Annotated in this window: 16 protein-coding genes, 1 other RNA gene and 1 pseudogene; 12 read left to right on the top strand and 6 right to left on the bottom strand. The window is 66.5% G+C overall.

Annotated elements, in window-relative coordinates:
• Positions 1-25: 25 nt before the first annotated feature.
• The 6 genes from ppk2 to DFP89_RS16200 all read left to right on the top strand — a co-directional run bounded on the left by ppk2 (position 26) and on the right by DFP89_RS16200 (position 6,778).
• Complete coding sequence (gene ppk2 / locus DFP89_RS16225; RefSeq protein WP_114350435.1) at positions 26-907, top strand: polyphosphate kinase 2; 882 nt, start codon at positions 26-28, stop codon at positions 905-907.
• A 3-nt stretch (positions 908-910) separates the two neighbouring features.
• Positions 911-1,798 (top strand): TPM domain-containing protein, encoded by an 888-nt coding sequence (locus tag DFP89_RS16220; RefSeq protein WP_114350434.1) that lies wholly within the window; start codon positions 911-913, stop codon positions 1,796-1,798.
• Positions 1,799-1,912: 114 nt separating this feature from the next.
• Positions 1,913-2,968, top strand: coding sequence for an ABC transporter substrate-binding protein (locus DFP89_RS16215; RefSeq protein WP_114350433.1), 1,056 nt, complete (start codon positions 1,913-1,915; stop codon positions 2,966-2,968).
• Positions 2,969-3,141: 173 nt separating this feature from the next.
• Positions 3,142-3,492, top strand: a transfer-messenger RNA (tmRNA) gene (gene ssrA / locus DFP89_RS16210).
• A gap of 149 nt (positions 3,493-3,641) precedes the next feature.
• A complete protein-coding gene (locus DFP89_RS16205) occupies positions 3,642-5,414 on the top strand; it encodes an SLC13 family permease (RefSeq protein ID WP_114350432.1) in 1,773 nt (590 codons plus the stop codon).
• Between the two features lie 86 nt (positions 5,415-5,500).
• Entirely contained in the window at positions 5,501-6,778 is a 1,278-nt protein-coding gene (locus DFP89_RS16200; protein WP_114350431.1) for a lytic murein transglycosylase, read from the top strand.
• Positions 6,779-7,023: 245 nt separating this feature from the next.
• On the opposite strand, the gene DFP89_RS16195 is transcribed toward DFP89_RS16200, so the two are convergent.
• From DFP89_RS16195 to DFP89_RS21200, 4 genes and pseudogenes are all read right to left on the bottom strand, one after another.
• Positions 7,024-7,866, bottom strand: coding sequence for an ATP-binding protein (locus DFP89_RS16195; protein WP_114350430.1), 843 nt, complete (start codon positions 7,864-7,866; stop codon positions 7,024-7,026).
• Complete coding sequence (gene tatC / locus DFP89_RS16190; protein WP_114350429.1) at positions 7,859-8,731, bottom strand: twin-arginine translocase subunit TatC; 873 nt, start codon at positions 8,729-8,731, stop codon at positions 7,859-7,861. Before tatC ends, DFP89_RS16195 begins: the two co-directional genes overlap by 8 nt.
• Positions 8,732-9,247, bottom strand: a complete 516-nt coding sequence (gene tatB / locus DFP89_RS20850) for a Sec-independent protein translocase protein TatB (RefSeq protein ID WP_245948818.1) — start codon at positions 9,245-9,247, stop codon at positions 8,732-8,734.
• Positions 9,248-9,450: 203 nt separating this feature from the next.
• Positions 9,451-9,589, bottom strand: a pseudogene (locus DFP89_RS21200) (twin-arginine translocase TatA/TatE family subunit); the annotation flags it as partial.
• 186 nt (positions 9,590-9,775) lie between these two features.
• Between DFP89_RS21200 and DFP89_RS16175 the strand changes: the two are divergent.
• Entirely contained in the window at positions 9,776-10,387 is a 612-nt protein-coding gene (locus tag DFP89_RS16175; protein ID WP_114350427.1) for a MarC family protein, read from the top strand.
• Positions 10,387-10,962, top strand: a complete 576-nt coding sequence (locus tag DFP89_RS16170; RefSeq protein WP_114350426.1) for a retropepsin-like aspartic protease family protein — start codon at positions 10,387-10,389, stop codon at positions 10,960-10,962. The genes DFP89_RS16175 and DFP89_RS16170 overlap by 1 nt, the downstream gene beginning before the upstream one ends.
• A 90-nt stretch (positions 10,963-11,052) precedes the next feature.
• Here DFP89_RS16170 and DFP89_RS16165 read toward each other — a convergent pair whose 3' ends face one another.
• Together DFP89_RS16165 and DFP89_RS16160 are read right to left on the bottom strand one after the other, a co-directional pair.
• Positions 11,053-11,502 carry a DNA polymerase III subunit chi gene (locus DFP89_RS16165; RefSeq protein ID WP_114350425.1) on the bottom strand — a complete coding sequence of 150 codons (450 nt, stop codon included), beginning with the start codon at positions 11,500-11,502 and terminating at the stop codon, positions 11,053-11,055.
• Positions 11,502-12,992, bottom strand: a complete 1,491-nt coding sequence (locus tag DFP89_RS16160) for a leucyl aminopeptidase (RefSeq protein WP_114350424.1) — start codon at positions 12,990-12,992, stop codon at positions 11,502-11,504. Before DFP89_RS16160 ends, DFP89_RS16165 begins: the two co-directional genes overlap by 1 nt.
• Positions 12,993-13,122: 130 nt before the next feature.
• Between DFP89_RS16160 and lptF the strand changes: the two genes are divergently transcribed.
• From lptF to DFP89_RS16140, 4 genes are read left to right on the top strand one after another with little or no spacing between them, the layout of a single operon-like run.
• Positions 13,123-14,271: an LPS export ABC transporter permease LptF gene (gene lptF, locus DFP89_RS16155; protein WP_114350423.1), complete on the top strand. Its 1,149-nt coding sequence runs from the start codon at positions 13,123-13,125 to the stop codon at positions 14,269-14,271.
• Complete coding sequence (gene lptG, locus DFP89_RS16150) at positions 14,268-15,389, top strand: LPS export ABC transporter permease LptG (RefSeq protein WP_114350422.1); 1,122 nt, start codon at positions 14,268-14,270, stop codon at positions 15,387-15,389. Before lptF ends, lptG begins: the two co-directional genes overlap by 4 nt.
• The gene (locus DFP89_RS16145) at positions 15,389-17,773 is read left to right on the top strand and encodes an LPS-assembly protein LptD (protein WP_114350421.1); all 2,385 of its coding nucleotides are present in this window, start codon (positions 15,389-15,391) and stop codon (positions 17,771-17,773) included. Before lptG ends, DFP89_RS16145 begins: the two co-directional genes overlap by 1 nt.
• 31 nt (positions 17,774-17,804) lie before the next feature.
• Positions 17,805-19,076, top strand: a complete 1,272-nt coding sequence (locus DFP89_RS16140) for a peptidylprolyl isomerase (RefSeq protein WP_114350420.1) — start codon at positions 17,805-17,807, stop codon at positions 19,074-19,076.
• Positions 19,077-19,129: the final 53 nt, after the last annotated feature.

Below are 19,129 nucleotides of genomic sequence, written 5' to 3'. Positions count from 1 at the left end.
CCCATCACACAATGGCGGAACGTCAATGAGCCAGCAGCACGACCTGCCCTATGTGGGCGAGATCACCAAATACTTCGAAAAATCGGCCCCCAAGGCGATCCGCAAGGCCATCGAGAAAGCCGGCAAGGACGATATCCTCGATCCCTCATATCCTTACCGAGAGGAGATGAAGGGCAAGGAATACGACCCCCATATGGCCGGGCTGCAATTGCAGCTGGTGCGGCTGATGCATGATGTCATCCGGACCGGCAAGCGCCTCGTCGTGCTGTTCGAGGGCCGCGACGCCGCCGGCAAGGGCGGCACGATCGAGCGCGTGCGCGAGAACCTGAACCCGCGCTCGGCCTATATCGTGGCCCTTCCCAAGCCCGGCGAACGCGAAGCCGACCAATGGTATTTCCAGCGCTATACCGACTGGCTGCCCGCCAAGGGCGAGATCGCGCTCTTCGACCGCAGCTGGTACAATCGCGGCGTGGTCGAGCGGGTCTTCGGCTTTTCCAACGCCGCCGCGCGCGAGACCTTTTTCCGCCAACTGCCCCCCTATGAGGACATGCTGGTCGATGACGACATCATTCTGGTCAAGCTCTGGCTGAATGTGGGCCGGGCCGAGCAGCTCAAGCGCTTTCTCGACCGCGAAAAGGACCCGCTGAAGCAATGGAAGCTCAGCTCGATCGATGTGGACGGGCTGGGGAAATGGGACGATTACACCACTGCCATCCGCGACACGCTCAGCCGCAGCCATAGCGGCATCGCGCCATGGACGGTGATCCGCTCGGACGACAAGAAACGCGCCCGTATCGCCGCGATCCAGACCATCCTGCGCAGCGTCGATTTCGCCGGCCGCGACGACAGGCTGATCGGCACGCCCGATCCGAAAATCGCCGGCGGCCCGGATATTCTGGGGGTCTGAGCCATGCGCCGCCTGCTGGCCGTCCTGATCCTGCTGGCCGGCCTGCTGCCCGCCGCGGCGCAGGACCTGCCGCAATGGGAATCGACCACCGTCAACGATTTCGCGGGGCTGCTGACCCCCGAGGACGCCGATGCACTGGATGCCGCATTAAGCGATCTGCGCGACGAAACCGGCGTCGAGGGCACTGTGGTCACCCTGACCGACCGCGCGCGCCATGGCGGCGCGGACGGGCTGGAAGCCTTTGCCACCCGACTCTTTAACCATTGGGGCGTCGGCGACGCGCAGCGCAACAATGGCTTCATGCTGCTGGTGCTGACAAACGACCGCGAGGCGCGGATCGAACTGGGCCGCGGCTATCAAAATGACGCCGATATCATCGCGCAGGACATCACGCGCGGGACCTTGCTGCCGGCCTTTCGCGACGGGCGCATGTCGCAGGGCATCCGCAACGGCACGCAGGACATCATCACGCATATCGTCCTGCCGACCACGCGCGGCGAGGCCGTGCGGCGCCCCGACGAGCCGCTGGCCCCCAAGATCATCGGCTTTGGCATCTGGGCGGCGATCATGGCGCTGATCGGGCGCCATGTCTGGCGCCGCAACCGCTGCCCCCAATGCGGCAAGCGCGACTTCACCACCTCGCGCAGCCCCCATCGCGAGGAATTGCCCGAGGGCGGCTATCGCGTCAGTTCCGATGACGTGACCCGGACCTGCCGCCATTGCGGCTGGAGCGACACCCGGCAGCGCACCAACCGCAACAGCATCTGGTATGGCGCAGACGGCACCCGCATCCGCAGCGAACGCAACTCACGATCCGGCCCCGGCGGCGGTGGATCCTCGGGGTTCAGCGGCGGCTCGTCGCGGGGCGGCGGTGCTTCGGGGCGCTGGTAGGGCCGCTTGCCGACCCGTCGAAAGGACAGGCTTTTCCTCACGCAGCCGAGACTTGCGGGAACAGGCCTGCGCGGCTAGCGTTTCCTCAATCTGCCACATACCGAAAGGCCCCAGATGAAACTCCTGCGCTCTTCCGCCATTGCGCTGGTGCTTGCCGGCACCGCAATCAGCCTGCCTGCCCGCGCCGCCGATTCCGAGATGACCGTCTTTGACTGGGCCGGTTTCGAGGAACCCGCGATCTGGCAGGGCTATGCCGACAAGAATGGCGACGCCCCGACCTTCGCGCTTTATGGCGACGATGACGAAGCCTACCAAAAGCTCGCCTCGGGCTTCAAAGCCGATGTCGCGCATCCCTGCGCGCAGATGGTGTCGAAATACCGCGATGCCGGGCTGATCGAACCCTGGGACGTATCGAAGATCCCGGCCTTCGACACAATCGACCCGAAATTCCTGGATTCGCCGATCTTCAAGGACGATCAGGGCGTCTGGTATATCCCCACCGACTGGGGCGCCACCGCCATCGCCTATAACACCGAAAACGTCCCGGCCGAGGACGTGGCCAGCCTGAACATCTTCATCGACCCGAAATATCAGGGCCGCACCTCGCTGCCCGATTCGGCCGATGACGCCTGGGCGCTGGCCTATCTGGCGACCGGCGTGACCGACTGGACCAAGGTGACGGACGAACAATTCCAGGCCGCCGCCGACTGGCTGCGCAAGGCGCATCTGAACGTGAACGCCTATTGGGCGGACCCGGCGCAGCAATCGCAGCTGATGGCCTCCGGCGCGGTCGATGTCGCCTGGTCCTGGCAGGACGCCGTGGTGCTTTTGCAAAAAGAGGGCTACCCGGTCGGCTTCCAGCGCAGCGCCAAGGAAGGCTCCTCGACCTTCTTCTGCGGCTACATCAACCTCAAGGACGGGCCGGGCAGCGAAGACAAGGCCTATGACTTCATCAACGCCTGGCTTGCGCCGCCGGCCGCAAAGGGGCTTCTGGACACGATCGGCTACGGCCATGCCTCAACCGTCGCGATGGAGACGATCAAGGACGAACAGGCGGTCAAGGACAACCTCTCGTCCATCGACGCCCCGATCCTCGCCCAGACCCCGAACGACCCCGCCCAGCGTGAAAAGCAGCTGGCCGAGTTCGAAAAGATCAAGGCCGGCTTCTGACCTGCCCCCACGCCCGGCGCCCCAATGCGCCGGCCCCCAAAAACAGGCGCGCGGCCCGACCCGGCCCGCGCCTTCTTTCATGCCCAAATATCCCCGGAGGGGTGAACCGGCCCCCCGGGGCCGGGAGGGGAACCAGAGGTTCCCCTGCTTTCCCCCGCCCGCATCCGGCAGGCTACCTTGACGCTGCCCCCCCGCCCCCTTATCTTTCTTCTGCTCCCTCGGGGGCTATGGACATAAACGGCAGTTTTACTAGCTGGACTGGACTCGGCTGCGAAGCCGACACCTCCACCAAATTCCCTTCGTTGGGGGCCTATGGGGGTGAAACAGGATCGACAGACTGTGAACGAGCTGATCTTTGTCCCGGTGAGCTACCACCGTTATCGGTGCAAAATGTACAGTTGCCAACGACAACCGTGCTCCGGTCGCGCTGGCTGCGTAAGCAGTTCGCAAGATCGAAACTAAAGCCCTTGCGCTTAGCCGCGTAAGGCGGGGTTCGCAGGCACCTGGCAACAGAAGCCTGCACTTTCCCCTCGAAATCGCCATCCGCAGGGCCCGCGAACCGGGAACGAAATTCCATCTGGCACATTGGCTTATGCGCGGCGCATGCTGGCGCTGTGCATGTCCGGCCGCGAGGGCGCGGCCATCTGCGTCCCTTTCATTTCGGACAATTGCCATGACCCAGGACCAGATCGCGCTTTTCGGCCTTTTCGCGGTGCTGATCGCGGCCCTGATCTGGGGACGCCTGCGCCACGACATCGTGGCCTTTGCCGGGCTGCTCGCGGGCGTCCTTCTGGGCCTCGTCCCCGCGCGCGAGGCGTTTTCGGGCTTTGCCCATCCGGCGGTGGTCACGGTGGCGCTGGTCCTCGTGGTTTCGGCCGGCCTGATGCGGACCGGCGCCATCCATCTTCTGGGCCGCCATCTCGCCCGCCCCGAGGCGCCGGTCTGGCTGCATCTGCTGCGCATGGGCGGCGCGGGCGCGGCACTCTCTGCGGTGATGAACAATGTCACGGCGCTGGCGCTCCTGATGCCTCTGGACATCCAGACCGCACGCAAGGCCGGGCGCGCGGGGGGGCCGACGCTGATGCCTCTGGCCTTCGCCACCATTCTGGGCGGCATGGTCACGCTGATCGGCACGCCCCCGAACCTGATCGTCTCGGGCTTTCGGGCCGAGGCCACCGGCCAGCCCTTCCGCATGTTCGACTTCACGCTGGTCGGCGGCGCCGTGGCGCTGGCGGGGCTCAGTTTTCTGGCGCTCTTCGGCTGGCGGCTGCTGCCCCGGCGCGAGGCGCTGGAAAAGGGCGTCGAAAAGCAGATGCGCGCCTATGTCGCCGAACTCGTCGTCCCCGAGGACAGCCGCAGCGTGGGCATGACCCGCAGCGCGCTTGAGGCCGCCGCCGAAAAGGCCGACGCCACCGTGGTCGCCATCACCAGACGCGGCCGCCGCGTCTATGGCCCGCCCGATCAGGTCACCGCCGAGTTGGGCGACATCTTGCTGTTTCACGCCGCCCCCGCCGCGCTTGAGGAATTGCGCGTCGATCTTGGCCTTGCCTATCCCGACGGGCGCGATGCGGATGCGCCGCTGATCGCCAGCGCCGGTCAGGCCATGATCGAGGTCGTCGCCACCCGCCAGTCGCGCCTGATGGGCCGCACCGCGCGGCAGTTGCGGCTGGGCAAGGATTACGATTCCGTGCTGCTGGGCATCATCCGTCAGGGCCGCACCATCCGCGCCCGGCTGCGCGACACCCCGATCGAGCCGGGCGATATCCTTTTGATGCTGGTCCCCGAGGCGCGCAGCGAGCAGGTCGTCGAATGGCTGCATGTCCTGCCTCTGGACGGGGCCGAGCCGGTGGTCAAGGAAAGCCGCGCCCGCTTTGCCATCGCGCTGTTCGTTCTTGCCATTGCCGCCGTCAGTCTGGGCCTGATGTCGATGCCGGTGGCGCTGGGGCTGGTGCTGATCGGCTATGTCCTTGGCCATGTGCTGAGCGCCGAGGAACTTTACGACCATATCGACTGGCCGGTGATCGTGCTGCTGGCGGCGCTGATCCCGCTGGGTCTGGCGATGGAGACAACCGGCGCCTCGGACCTGATCGCGGATCTTCTGGCCCGCGCGACCGAGGGGCAGGCGCCATGGGTGGCGCTGACCTTGCTGCTGGTCGCCACCATGTGCATCTCGGATGTCTTGAACAACAACGCCACCGCCATTCTGGCCGCGCCGGTGGGGCTAAGTCTGGCCGAACGCACCGGCACCAATCCCGACACCTATCTGATGGCGATTGCGGTCGGGGCCTCCTGCGCGTTCCTGACCCCGATCGGGCATCAGAACAACACCATCGTCATGGGGCCGGGCGGCTATCGCTTTGGCGATTACTGGCGCATGGGCTTGCCCTTGGAAATCATCGTGGTGGTGGTCGCGGTGCCGCTGTTGCTGGTGGTCTGGCCGCTTTAGGCGCGCCTTTCGTCCTGCGCCTTTCGTCTTTCGGTGCGCCCCTTGCCACGCTAGGCTGGCGGCAAATCAGAAAGCAGGGGACAGCAATGCGTTTTCGATTGAAGCTGACGGCGGGATTGACCGCCATGACCATGATCCTTGCCTCGTGCTCGGTCGGCAATTACAGCCCCGGCGGCATTTCGCAGGTCAGCCAGGAAATCAAATGGGGCCGCTATCAGAACCCGCCCGCCGCCAAGGTCGCCGGCATGCAGGGCTGGGTGCAGAATTTCCGCGCCTCGGCCCGCGCGCAGGGCATCAGCGACGCGACGCTGGACGCGGCCTTCCGCGACGTGACCTATAACCCCGAGGTGGTCCGCCGCAGCCAGAACCAGGCCGAATTCAAGAAATCGCTGTGGGAATATCTGGAAAACGCCGTCTCCGAAAAGCGTCAGACCAATGGCCGCGCGGCGCTTTCGCAATATGGCGGCGTGCTGAGCCGGGTCGAGGCGACTTACGGCGTCGACAAGGAAGTGGTCACCGCCGTCTGGGGCATGGAATCCACCTATGGCGAGCGGCGCGGCGACATGCCGGTGATCGAGGCGCTGTCGACGCTAAGCTATGAGGGCTATCGCGGCGACTTCTTCCGTAGCCAGCTTGTCGGCGCCTTGCGCATCCTGCAGGCGGGCGATGTGGACCCCTCGCGCATGAGCGGCAGCTGGGCCGGGGCCATGGGCCATACCCAGTTCATCCCCACCACCTATCTGGCCTATGCCGCCGATTTCACCGGCGACGGGCGGCGCGACATCTGGTCGAACGATCCCAGCGACTCCCTGGCATCGACCGCGAATTATCTGGCGAAATCGGGCTGGCAGCCGGGCCTGCCGGCGGCGGTCGAGGTGACCCTGCCCGCCGGCTTCAACATGGGGCTGTCGGGCAAGGGCAAGCGCCGTTCGGTCGCCGACTGGCAATCGCTGGGCGTCCGTCAGGCAACCTCGCGCCCGCTGCCGCCCGGCTCGGCCTCGGCCGAGCTGATCGTGCCCGGTGGCCGCAATAGCGCGGCCTTCCTGATCACCCGCAATTTCCACGCCATCCTGCGCTATAACAATGCCGACAGCTATGCGCTGGCGGTGGCGCATCTGGCCGACCGGCTGAAGGGCTATCCCGGGCTGGCCAATCCCTGGCCCGCCGATCACCCCGGCCTGCGGATCGAGCAGCGCAAGGAAATGCAGGAACTGCTGACCGCGCGCGGTTTCGACACGCAAGGCGTCGATGGCAATGTCGGCTCGAACACCATTTCGGCGATCCGCGCCTATCAGCAATCGCGCGGGCTGCCGGTGACGGGCGAGCCTTCGGCCGAGCTCTTGCAGCAATTGCGCCGGGGCTGAGACGCATACCAATCCCGCGCCCTGAAACCGGGGCGCGGGTATCCTTTTGGGGCAATGCGGAGTTTTCTGAAATGCGCTTGCGGAGGATTTGCCTGATCGGTGCCACTATCGCCGCACTGACAGCTTGTGGCAGCAATGTCACCGAACGCGCGGCGACGGGCGGGCTCGGCGGCGCGATTGTCGCGGGTCCGGTCGGGGCCGTCGCCGGGGCCACGGTGGGCGCGGTCACGACCCCCAGATAGATCCTAGACCGAGATCCCCTGCCGCCCGGCCAGATCGGTAAAGAACTGCCAGGCCACGCGGCCCGAACGCGCGCCGCGCGTGGCCTGCCATTCGATGGCCTCGGCCCGCAGCTGGTCTTCGGCGATTTTGACGCCGTAGGCCTCGCAATAGCCGCGCACCATGGCCAGATATTCGTCCTGCGAGCAGGGATGAAAGCCCAGCCACAGCCCGAAACGATCCGACAGCGAGACCTTTTCCTCGACCGCCTCGCCGGGATGGATCGCGGTCGAGCGCTCATTGTCGATCATGTCGCGCGGCATCAGGTGGCGCCGGTTCGAGGTCGCATACAGGATCACATTCGCCGGCCGCCCCGAGATGCCGCCATCCAGCACCGCTTTCAGCGATTTGTATTGCGTATCGTCATGGCTGAAGGACAGATCGTCCGAAAACAGCAGGAAACGCCGGTCCTGCGCGCGGCCCAGAATGGCCAGCAGCCGCCCGACCGAGCCCAGATCCTCGCGCGCGATCTCGACCAGGACCAGCGGCAGGCCCTGGGCCACAGCCTCGGCATGGACGGACTTGACCAGCGAGGATTTCCCCATCCCGCGCGAGCCCCAAAGCAGGGCGTTGTTCGCCGCATGGCCGCGCGCGAATTGCAGCGTATTGGCCAGCAGCGTGTCCTTGGCGCGGTCGATGCCGATCAGTTGTACCAGATCGACCCGGTTCACGGTCTCGACCGGCTCCAGCCGGTCGGGATCGGGATGCCAGACATAGGCGCTGGCCTCGGTAAAGGTCGGCGCGGGGGCGGGCGGCGGCGCCATCCGTTCCAGCGCGCCGGCGATACGGGCCAGCAGGTTTTTAGACATCGGCCTGTTCTTCCTCCAGCGCGCGCTTGCGCTCGATCCGGCGGACCAGATAGATCGATATCTCGTAAAGCCCATAGATGACCGAGAACAGCACCACCTGACTGATGACATCGGGCGGCGTGACCATGGCGGCCAGCAGAAGAATCACCACCACCGCATAGCGGCGTACGCTGGCCAAACCCTCGGACGAGACCAGCCCGGCCTTGCCCATCAGCGTCAATGCCACCGGCAGCTGGAAGGACAGCCCGAAGGCCAGAATGAATTTCGTGGTCAGACGCAGATATTCCTCGACCGAACCCTGGAACACGATCCCGGCCCAGCGGTCATCCGGCCCGGTGCCGGCCGGAGCGGCGCCACCTGCCGCCGCGCCATCGGCGGGCGCCGAGATCGGCCCCTGCTGGAACCCCAGGAAGAAATCGAAGGCCCAAGGCAGGATGACATAATAGGCAAAGGCCGCGCCCAGCAGGAACATGATCGGCGAGGCCAGCAGGAAAGGCAGCAGCGCGTTCTTCTCGCTACGGTAAAGCCCCGGGGCGACAAACCGCCAGAGCTGGTAGCCGACGACCGGGAATGCCAGCACGAACCCGCCGAAAAAGGCGATGCGCATGGCGACGAAGAAACCTTCCTGCAATTTCAGCAGGATCAGGCCGCAGGCCTGGTCGCGCTTTTCAAGCGCATCGCAGATCGGCACGGTCAGAAAATCGAAGACCGGCTTATAGACGAAATAGCACAGCACCATCGCGATCACGAAAGCCAGCGCCGACCAGATGAGCCGCGTGCGCAGCTCGGCCAGATGTTCGATCAGCGGTGCCGAGCTGTCATCAATATCGTCGGGCCGGGCAGAATTGGGAGAGTTGCTCGCCACTCAGGGGCCCTTCCTGTCTTGATCCGCCGCAACATCCGAACGCCTTACGGCGTGCAGGCGGCGGCGGCCGGGTGCGGTCTTGCCCGGCGCGGCAATTTCCACGCTGGTCGCGACGGCCGCTCCTTCGGCCGCCTCGGCAGCGGCAGCGGGTGCAGGTACGGCCGCAAGCGGACGCGGCGCCGAGGGGTCGCGCAGCGGTGTCTTCTGGGCAGTCTCTTCACGCGGCGTCAGCGGATCCCATTTCTCGAAACGCTCGGTCGCGCGCTCCAGCGCATCCAGGCCCAACCCACGCTTCGAGGTCAGCGAATTGACATCCTTCAGCGTCTTGGCGGCATCATCCAGCCCCGAGGATTTTGCGGCATCCTCCATGGCGCTGCTGAATTCGCGCGCCATCGACCGCGCGCGCGCGGTCAACCGTCCCAGCGTATGGAACAGCTTGGGCAGATCCTCGGGACCAATGACGATCAGCGCCACAACGCCGATCAGCAGAAGCTCGCTCCAGCCGATATCCAGCATGACGGTGGTGCAGACCGATCAGGACTTGGTCGTATCGGACGGCGTCACGTCGCGCAGCGCGCCATCAGCCGCGACACGGGCGCGGTCGGCATCAAGCCGGGCACGTTCGGCAGCGATTTCGGCGCGGGCACGATCGATGTCTTCCGAGGACTTCATCTCGACTTCCTTGGCCTCGCCGCGGGCAGCGGCATCGACATCCTCTGCCCCTTCCTTGACGCCTTTCTTGAAGGCGGTAATCCCCTTGCCGACCTCGCCCATCAGGGACGAGACCTTTCCGCGACCGAAAAGGACCAGAACGACGATTGCGATCAGCAACAGCGCCATGGGTGAAGGTGCGTGCATGTGTTTCCTCCGTAACCGGGACGTTCCTGCCCCAGTATAGCATGTTTTCACTCGATATAGGTGCTGACGGGCCGGATCGAAACCCCCAAACGCGTGATCGCGCCCCAGCATCACCCGTCGGGTCGCGCCGAATTGGGGCACGAGCACGCTTTTCTCTGCCGACAATCCGGGCGATATAACGACATCATGGACAGCACGCAGATCATCAGCGCCTTTGTCACGCTCTTTGTTGTGATCGACCCCGTGGGGCTGGTGCCGCTGTTCATTGCGCTGACGCGCGACATGACGCCGCAACGCCGGCGCCGAATCGGCTGGCGGGCGCTGGCAATCGCGGCCGCACTCCTGCTGATCTTCGGGCTGGCGGGCGAATCGATCCTGACCGCGATCGGCATTTCGCTGCCGGCTTTCCAGATCGCCGGGGGGATGCTGCTGTTTCTGACCGCGCTTGACATGCTGTTCGAGCGCCGGACTGAACGGCGCGAGGGTCAGGCCCCGACGCAAGAGGACGATCCTTCGGTCTTTCCGCTGGCGACGCCGCTGCTGGCCGGCCCCGGCGCGCTGGCCACCATGATCCTGCTGGTCGGGCAGGATGCCAACGCCACCCATATGCTGGTGATCCAGCTTGCCATGCTGGCGGTTCTGGGGATCGCGGCGGCGCTTTTTGCGCTGGCCGACCCGATCGCGCGCCTGCTGGGCCGCACCGGGACCATGGTGCTGACACGGCTTTTCGGCATGCTGCTCGCGGCACTCTCGATCCAGTTCGTCATCGACGGGCTCAAGGGCTCGGGACTGTTCTGATGGGGGATGATTTCGGCCGCCTCGCCTATCTGGTGCTGCTGCTCATTGCGGTGGGCGGCTTCCTGCTGGTCGAGCTGCGCGAGCGCCCCGGCAAGACCCTGCGCATGGCGGCGGCCTGGGGGATGATCTTTCTGGGCGCCATCGCACTCTCTGGCCTCTGGCCCGACATCCGCAACGCCATCATCCCCGAGGCCCGCATGCTCGACGGCGGCCGCATCGAGGTCCCCATCGGCGATGACGGCCATTACCACCTGACAGCCGAGGTGAACGGCACCGCCATCCGCTTCGTCATCGACACCGGCGCCAGCAGCATCGCGCTTGGTCCCCGCGATGCCGAGCGCATCGGCATCGACCCCGAAAACCTTGCCTATATCGGCGAGGCGCAGACCGCCAACGGCACGGTCGAAACCGCCCCCGTCAACCTCGACAGCGTCACCATCGGCGACATCCGCGACGAAAGCGTGCCCGCCGTGGTCCTGCGCGCCGATCTGGAACAATCGCTGATGGGCATGTCGTATCTTTCGCGCTTCGCCCGCGTCAGCATCGAGAGCAACCGCCTGATCCTCGAACGCTAGCCCCGCGCCCTTCCCGGCCCCCGGCTTCTTTCATGCAAAAATATCCCGGGGGACTCGGAGCGACAGCTCCGAGGGGGGCAGCGCCCCCTCTTACTGCTTGCGCTCCCAGCGGCCATCCGCCTCGGACCAGTATTCCGAAGCGACCCCTGCCTCTTTCAGCGCCCGCCATTGCACCCGCGCGCGCTCCAGCGCCTCGGGGTCATTGCCGTCAAAGACGATGCAGGCCCGCTCCAGCCCCGCGCATTCCGCGCCCGAGACCTCGGCCCCGTCCAGCGCGATCAGGCAGCGCGGCGCATTCGCCGCCGCCTGCCCCTCGACGGTCAGCAGCGCCGGCTGGCACGCATCATGCGGCCCGCCGGCAAGGCCATGGGGCAAGAACCCCTCGCCCTGCCACAGCGCCTCGTCCAGCGCCACCTGGCGCGCCCGGTCCCTGCCCCGCAGCTCGACCCGCCAGCCGGCCTGCAGGCTCTTGCCGATCAGCATCGGCAAAAGCTGCCCCGGACCCGAGCGGGTCAGGTGATAGAACAGGGCGCTGCCCATCAGCCCCTGGCCTCAAAGCGGTCGCGCACCAGCCGGTCCAGCGTCATCACGCCCCAGCCGGTCGCGCCTTTCGGTGCCATCGCGGTTTCGCCCGGCGGCAGCGCCACCCCGGCAATGTCCAGATGCACCCAAGGGGTGCCCTCGGCGACAAAGCGCTGCAGGAACTGCGCCGCGGTGATCGAGCCGGCGGGCCGGCCACCGGTATTCTTGATATCGGCCAGCCGCGAATCGATCAGCTTGTCATAGGCCGGGGCCAGCGGCAGCCGCCATGCCCCCTCGCCCTCGGTTTTCGCGGCCTTCAGCACCGCATCCGCCAGCGCGTCGTCATTGGAAAACACCCCGGCATTTTCATGTCCCAGCGCGATGATGACGGCGCCGGTCAGGGTCGCCAGATCGACCATGGCGGCGGGCTTGAAGCGTTCCTGCGCATACCAAAGCACATCGGCCAGCACGAGCCGCCCCTCGGCATCGGTATTGATGACCTCGATCGTGTCGCCCTTCATGGATTTCACGATATCGCCCGGACGCTGGGCGCGGCCGTCGGGCATGTTCTCGACCAGACCGACCAGACCGACGACATTGGCCCTGGCGCGGCGCAGCGCCAGCGTGCGCATGACGCCCGCGACAACACCGGCGCCACCCATGTCCATGGTCATCTCCTCCATGCCGGCGGCGGGCTTGATCGAGATGCCGCCGGTATCAAAGACCACGCCCTTGCCGACCAGCGCCAGCGGCGCCTCGTCCTTGGCACCACCATCCCAGCGCATGACCACGACCTTGGACGGGCTTTCCGAGCCCTGCCCGACCCCCAACAGCGCCCTCATGCCCAGTTCCGCCAGCTCGTCCTCGTCCAGCACCTCGACGCTGATCCCCAGCTCGCGTATGGCCAGCAGGCGGTCGGCGAAATCGCTGGTGGTCAGCACATTGGCCGGCTCGCTGACCAGATCGCGGGTAAAGAAGACCCCCTCGGCCAGCGCCGCGCCATCGGCGGCGGCCTTGCCCAAGGCCTCGGGGTCCTTGTGCATGAAATTCACCCGGCCGCGTTTCGGGGCTTCATCCCCGGCGCCATCTTCGGATTTGCGGCTCTTGTAGGCCGAGAAATCATAGGCCCGCAGCGCCAGCCCCAGCGCGATCTCGGCGGCGCGGGGGTGGTCGGCGGCGGCGACCAGCAGATCGGATTTGCCCAGTTTCGCACCGATGGCGGCGCCGGCCTTGCGCGCGGTCAGCGCGTCGGCATTGCGCGGCAGGTTCACCAGTTGCAGCGCCTCGGCCGCCAGACCGGCGGGAAAGGCCAGATCCAGCGCCTTGCCGGGCTTTACGCCCTTCCACGCGTCTGACGCCAGCGCCCGCAGCGCCGCCTCGCGCGTGGGGCGCGGCAGGCCGGCGGGCAGCTTGCCGTTCTGCGCCACCAGAATGGCGACGCGGCCCGGCCAGCTTGCCAATCCCGAAAGATCGGTCTGGATGAAGGAGATTTCCACCGGGTGTGTCATGGTCCTGCCTTTCGCATGTGTCCTTTGTGCAGGAAACTAGTCACGCATCAGCGCCTTGACCAGAGCCGGGGCTTTCCCAAAGCCCATGCAACGGCTAATCATTTCCGGGTCAGTGACCGCGAAGGCCCCCATGCCCCGTATCGATCGTTACATCCTGTCGCAATTCCTGACTTTGTTCGGGTTCTTCGCGCTGGTCCTTGTCTCGGTCTATTGGATCAACCGGGCGGTCTCGCTGTTCGAGCAGCTGATCTCGGACGGGCAGACGGCGCTGGTCGTGCTGGAGTTCACCGCCCTGACGCTGCCTTTGGTGATTTCGGTCGTCTTACCCATCGCGGCCTTTGCCGCCAGCGCCTATGGCACCAACCGGCTGTCGTCGGAATCGGAACTGGTGGCGATGCAGGCCGCCGGCATGTCGCCCTGGCGGCTGGCGCGGCCGGTGCTGGTCTTTGGCCTTCTGGTCGCAGTCATGGTGGCGATGCTGGTGCATTCGCTGGTCCCTCTGGCCCGCGCCCGCCTTGCCGACCGCCAGGCCGAGATTGCCCAGAACGTCACCGCGCAATTCCTGCGCGCGGGCTCGTTCCAATACCCGGTGCGGGGCGTCACGCTTTATATCCGCGAGATCGCCGATGACGGCCGGCTGATGGATTTCTTCCTTGAGGACGGGCGCGACCCGAATGACCAGATCACCTATACCGCCACCGAGGCGCTGGTGGTCAGGACCGAGGCCGGCCCGCGTCTGGTGCTGATGCAGGGCATGGTGCAGGCCCTGCGCCGCACGGGCGAGCGCCAGAGCCTGTCGGTGACGCGCTTTTCCGAGCTTGCCTATGACCTTGCGACGCTGATCAGCACCGAATCCTCGCGCAAGCGCGACCTGCGCACCTATTCCACGCTGGAGCTGATGCGTGCCGATGCCGCGCTGCTTGAGGCCACCGGGGCCACTTCCGACAAGGCCCGCGCCGAGGCGCATGAGCGGCTGGCCAAGCCCTTTCAGGCCCCGATCGCGGCGATGCTGGGCTTTGCGACGCTGCTGATCGGCGGCTACAGCCGCTTTGGCGTCTGGCGGCAGGTGATCTGGGCCGTGGTGGCGCTGATCGCGGTGCAATTCCTGGCGACGGCGGCGGAAAGCCAGGTGGCGCGCGACGCCGGGCGCTGGCCCTTGATCTATGTCTCGCCGCTGGTGGGCGCGCTGATCAGCCTGTTCCTGCTGTGGCTGGCGGCCAAGCCGCGACGGCTGCGAGACAAGGGCCGGACCGCCCCGGTGACGGAGGCGGCGGCATGATCCTGTCGGCCTATGTCGCGCGCCGCTTCCTGCGGCTGCTGCTGATCATCGCGGCGATCTTTGGCGCCATCCTGTTCCTGATCGACATTGTCGAGCAGATCCGGCGTTTCTCGGACGAGGATATCGGGCTGTCGGGCGCGGCGGTGCTGTCCCTGCTCAACATCACCGCCAGCTTCTATTCGATCATGCCTCTGATGGCGGTTCTGGCCGGGATCGCGCTGTTTCTCAGCCTGTCGCGCAGCTCGGAACTGGTGGCAATCCGCGCCTCGGGGCGGTCGGGGCTGCGGGTGCTGGCGGCGCCGGCGGTCACCGCGGCGCTGATCGGCGCCATCGCGGTCATGGTGCTGAACCCGATGGTGGCGGCGACCTCGAAACGCTATGACGACGCGGTGGCGCGGATGAAGACCGGCGGCGGCCAGACCATCAGCGTCGGCGACAATGCCGTCTGGATGCGCCAGGCCCTGCCCACCCGCGCCGCCGACGGCACCGAGACCCAGGGCCAGGTGGTCATCCGTGCCACCCGCGCCAGCCCAGACGCGACCACGCTTTACGACGCGACCTTCATGGTCTTTGCGCCCGATACCGGCCCCTCGCGCCGCATCGATGCCGCAGAGGCGCGGCTCAGCGATGGCGCATGGCAGCTGACCGACACCAAGGAATGGCCGCTGACCCAGCCCAATCCCGAGGCCATGGCCCGCACCGCCCCCCGGCTGGCACTGCCCACCGACCTGACGGCGGCGCGCATCCGCGACAGTTTCGGCAAGCCCGAGGCGATCCCGGTCTGGCAATTGCCCGCCTTTATCCGCGGGCTGGAGCGCGCCGGCTTTTCGGCACAGCGCCACAAGGTCTGGTTCCAGATGGAACTGGCCCGGCCGCTGCTGCTGGCGGCGATGGTCGCCATTGCCGCCGTCTTCACCATGCGCCATATGCGCGGACGCAAGACCGGCATTCTGGTGCTTTGCGCCTTTGGTTGCGGGATCGGCTTGTTCTTCCTGCGCAATCTGGCGCAGGTTCTGGGCGACAATGGCGGCATTCCCCCGGCGCTGGCGGGTTGGGCACCGCCGATCGTGGCGCTGCTTTTTGCCCTTGGCGCCCTGCTGCGGCTGGAGGACGGATAATGGCGCATCAGATCAGGCGCGGCAAAAGGCGCGGCAAGACAGCCGCCCGCGCGGCGATTCTGGCGGCCCTGCTGCCAACTGCGGCATTCGCGCAAAGCCTCAGCAGCGATGGCCAGACCCTGCCCGCCTATGATGCGCCCGACCCTTTCCTGCAATTGCCGCGCGGCCCGGCCCTTGCTCCGACCGAGAACCCCGACGCGGACGCCCGCTATGCCGACGGCACCGAGGCCGCCCATATCACCGATGTGGCGTCGCGGCGAAGCTCGGTCCGCATCACCGACAGCGGTGCGCCCAGCGAAGGCAGCCCGGCCACGCTTCTGGCCGATCAGGTGACGCTCGATGCCGATAACCGGCTGACCGCCTCGGGGGGGGTGGTGATCTGGCATCAGGGCGCGCGGCTGGTGGCCTCGCGCGTGATCTATGACAATGAAACCGGCGGCGCGGTGATCGAGGGCCCGATCCACCTGACCGAGCCGGGCCGCGCCGGCAGCGCTGATGATACCATCCTGATCGCCGACAGCGCCCAGCTTGAGCCGAACCTGCAGGACGGCATCCTGCAAGGAGCACGGCTGGTTCTGGCGCGCGAGTTGCAGCTGGCCTCGCGCCAGATGCAGCGCCGCGACAATGGCAATATCACCCGGCTGGACAATGTCGTCGCCTCAAGCTGCCAGGTCTGCGCCGAGGACCCGATACCGCTATGGGAGATCCGCGCCCGCGCGATCACCCATGACGCCACCAAGCGGCAGCTGCATTTCGACCATCCGCAGCTGCGTGCCTTCGGCATGCCGGTGGTCTCGCTGCCCTGGCTGACCGCACCCGACCCGACAGTGGACCGCATGACCGGCTTTTTGCAGCCGCAGTTCCGCACCACCTCAAGCCTTGGGTTCGGCATCAAGCTGCCCTATTTCGTGACGCTGGGCGATCACGCCGACATCACCATCACGCCCTATGTCTCGGCCAGCCGCACCCGTACGCTGGAGCTGCGCTATCGGCAGGCCTTCTCGAACGGGGCAATGGAATGGAACGGCGCCGTCACCCGCGACGACATCGAACAGGGCGAGACCCGCAGCTATCTGTTCGGCGCCGGCCGGTTCGAGCTGCCGCGCGGATATATGCTGGGCTTTCAGCTGCAAACCGCCACCGACCGCGCCTATCTACTGGATTACGACATCTCTGATGCCGACCGGCTGTGGAGCGGGATCACGCTTGACCGGGTGCGCCGCGAACACATGGTGATGGCGCGGGTGGGCAAATACGAATCGCTGCGCGAGGAAGAGCCCAACGACACCAGCCCCTCGCTGGTCGCCGACGCGCTGTGGAAGCGGCGCTGGACACCCGACCGGATCGGCGGCATCGCCAGCCTGGAATGGTCGCTGCACGCGCATCGGCGCTCGTCGGACGAGGATATCCTGGGCCGCGACATGGCGCGCGGCTCGATGCAGCTGGACTGGCGGCGCAGCGAGATCCTGGCCGGCGGGCTTCTGGGCACGATCCAGAGCCAGGTGAATGCCGATATCTACCGCATCAATCAGGACAGCGAATATGATGACTGGGTGACACGCGCGGACCCGGCGCTGGCGGTCGAGCTGCGCTGGCCGCTGGCGCGCCATTCCGGCGGCGTCACCCATATTGTCGAGCCGGTCGCCCAGCTGATCTGGTCGCCCGAGCGCGAATATGACGACGAGGTCCCGAACGAGGACAGCTATCTGGTCGAGTTCGACGAGGGGAACCTGTTCTCGCTCAACCGCTTTTCGGGCTGGGACGCGCGGGAATCGGGGCTGCGGGCCAATCTGGGCATCAGCTGGACGCGGATCGACCCCGCCGGCTGGTCTATCGGCCTGACCGCGGGACGCATCCTGCGCAGCGATCAAGATCCGGCCCTCTTCGGCGACGGGCCGGTGGGCGGCAAAAGCTCAGACTGGCTGCTGGCAGCGCATTATTCGGGCTCGAACGGGCTGGCCATCGCCAACCGGGCGCTGTTTGACGACAATCTCTCGCTCAGCCGCAACGAATTGCGACTGGGCTGGTATCAGCCCTGGCTGCAGATCTCGGCCGGCTATCTGTGGCTTGATTCGGATCTGCGCGAGGACCGGCTTGAAGATGTCTCGGAACTGACCACCATTGCCGGCTGGCAGATCACCAATGGCTGGTGGGCCTCGGCCGAGACGCGCTACGACTTTACCGCCAACCGCGCGCAAAAGGCCGAGCTGGGGCTGCAATATCGCAATGAATGCGTCACCGTGGAAATGTCGGTCGAGCGGCGCTTTACCTCCTCCGAGGAACTGAATGCCGAAACCAGCTTTGATCTGGGTATCCGGCTGGGCGGATTCGGCCAGCAAAAGGCCGGTCCGGGAACGGTGGCGCGCCGCGCCTGCCTGCGCTAATGTCGCGCAAAACCATGCGGCGAGGGAGCTGATGCGGCGAATTCTTCTGGGGGCGGCGATGGCCGCGATTCTGGCCGGGACGGGTCTGGGGCCGACGCAGGTGCAGGCACAGGGCAATCCGTTCCAACCGCTGGTCTATGTCAACGATTCGGCCATCACGCGCTATGAGCTGGACCAGCGCCTGCGCTTCATGGAGGTGCTGCGCGCGCCCGAGGCCGGTGTGCAGGCCGCCGAAAAGGCGCTGATCGAGGACCGGCTGCGGATGTCCGCCGCCCGGCAGATGGGGATCACCCCCACGGACGAGCAGATCGATGCCGGTCTGGCCGAATTTGCCGGCCGCGCGAACATGGATGTCGAGCAGTTCACCGCCGCGCTGGCCAAGGCCGGCGTCGAGCGGCAGGCGTTTCGCGATTTCATCACCTCGGGCGTGGTCTGGCGCCAGGTCGTGCGCCAGCATCTTCTGGGGCAGGTCCGGGTGACCGATGCCGAAGTCGATCAGGAAATGCAGAAGATCATCGAGACGCCGCAGATCACCCATGTGGCCCTGTCCGAGCTGATCATCCCCGCCCCCGAGGGGCAGGAGGCGGCCGCCATGGCCCGTGCCGAAGAGGTCGTCGCGGGCACCCGCTCGGAAGGCGACTTCGCCGCATTTGCGCGCCGCTATTCCGCCACGCCCTCGGCGCAGAATGGCGGCCGGCTGCCCTGGACGCCGCTGGCGAATCTGCCGCCCGCGCTGCGGCCGCTGATCCTGTCGATGCAGCCCGGCCAGACCAGCCAGCCGCTGACCGTGCCCGGCGCGGTGGTGCTGTTCTTTTTGCGCGACACCCGCGGCACGCTGCGCCCCGGGGCCGAGGAACAGGTGCTGGACTATGTCCGCTTCACGCTGGCCAGCACCGAGGAGGCGGCGCGCATCGCCGCCACCGCGGATACCTGCGCCGATCTTTTCGTGCAGGCCCGCGGCCTGCCGGCCCAGCAGATCGAGCATCTGAACCTGCCGCAGGGACAGGTGCCGACCGGCGAGGCGATCCGTCTGGCGGTGCTGGACGACAATGAGACGACCATCGTCAGCTATGGCGGCGCGGTGCAACTGCTGATGCTGTGCAAGCGTCAGCCGGCGCTGATGGCCAACCCGCCCGAGGCACCGGTCGCGACCGCGCCGGGCGAAGAGCCGCCTGCGCCCGATCCGAACGCCCTGCCCGAGCGGGACGAGGTCCGCAACCAGCTCTTCAACCGCAAGGTCGGTCAGGCGGCAGACGCCTATCTGGCCGAGCTGCGGGCGAATGCCGTCATCCGGCGCCCCTGAATCTGCTGGCAAGGCCGGGGGCGCTTCGCCCCCCGGACCCCCAGAGGATATTT

Origin of the sequence: Paracoccus lutimaris, assembly GCF_003337565.1 — a bacterium.
GTDB lineage: Bacteria > Pseudomonadota > Alphaproteobacteria > Rhodobacterales > Rhodobacteraceae > Paracoccus > Paracoccus lutimaris.
This window is presented reverse-complemented; position numbering and strand designations above follow the sequence as displayed.

Coding starts and splice junctions, on each gene's coding strand:
- DFP89_RS16145 (WP_114350421.1), top strand. CDS start 15,389: ATGGCGCATCAGATCAGGCGCGGCAAAAGGCGCGGCAAGACAGCCGCC.
- DFP89_RS16175 (WP_114350427.1), top strand. CDS start 9,776: ATGGACAGCACGCAGATCATCAGCGCCTTTGTCACGCTCTTTGTTGTG.
- DFP89_RS16220 (WP_114350434.1), top strand. CDS start 911: ATGCGCCGCCTGCTGGCCGTCCTGATCCTGCTGGCCGGCCTGCTGCCC.
- DFP89_RS16160 (WP_114350424.1), bottom strand. CDS start 12,992: ATGACACACCCGGTGGAAATCTCCTTCATCCAGACCGATCTTTCGGGA.
- DFP89_RS16140 (WP_114350420.1), top strand. CDS start 17,805: ATGCGGCGAATTCTTCTGGGGGCGGCGATGGCCGCGATTCTGGCCGGG.
- tatB (WP_245948818.1), bottom strand. CDS start 9,247: ATGCTGGATATCGGCTGGAGCGAGCTTCTGCTGATCGGCGTTGTGGCG.
- DFP89_RS16215 (WP_114350433.1), top strand. CDS start 1,913: ATGAAACTCCTGCGCTCTTCCGCCATTGCGCTGGTGCTTGCCGGCACC.
- lptF (WP_114350423.1), top strand. CDS start 13,123: ATGCCCCGTATCGATCGTTACATCCTGTCGCAATTCCTGACTTTGTTC.
- DFP89_RS16205 (WP_114350432.1), top strand. CDS start 3,642: ATGACCCAGGACCAGATCGCGCTTTTCGGCCTTTTCGCGGTGCTGATC.
- DFP89_RS16195 (WP_114350430.1), bottom strand. CDS start 7,866: ATGTCTAAAAACCTGCTGGCCCGTATCGCCGGCGCGCTGGAACGGATG.
- DFP89_RS16200 (WP_114350431.1), top strand. CDS start 5,501: ATGCGTTTTCGATTGAAGCTGACGGCGGGATTGACCGCCATGACCATG.
- ppk2 (WP_114350435.1), top strand. CDS start 26: ATGAGCCAGCAGCACGACCTGCCCTATGTGGGCGAGATCACCAAATAC.
- lptG (WP_114350422.1), top strand. CDS start 14,268: ATGATCCTGTCGGCCTATGTCGCGCGCCGCTTCCTGCGGCTGCTGCTG.
- DFP89_RS16170 (WP_114350426.1), top strand. CDS start 10,387: ATGGGGGATGATTTCGGCCGCCTCGCCTATCTGGTGCTGCTGCTCATT.
- DFP89_RS16165 (WP_114350425.1), bottom strand. CDS start 11,502: ATGGGCAGCGCCCTGTTCTATCACCTGACCCGCTCGGGTCCGGGGCAG.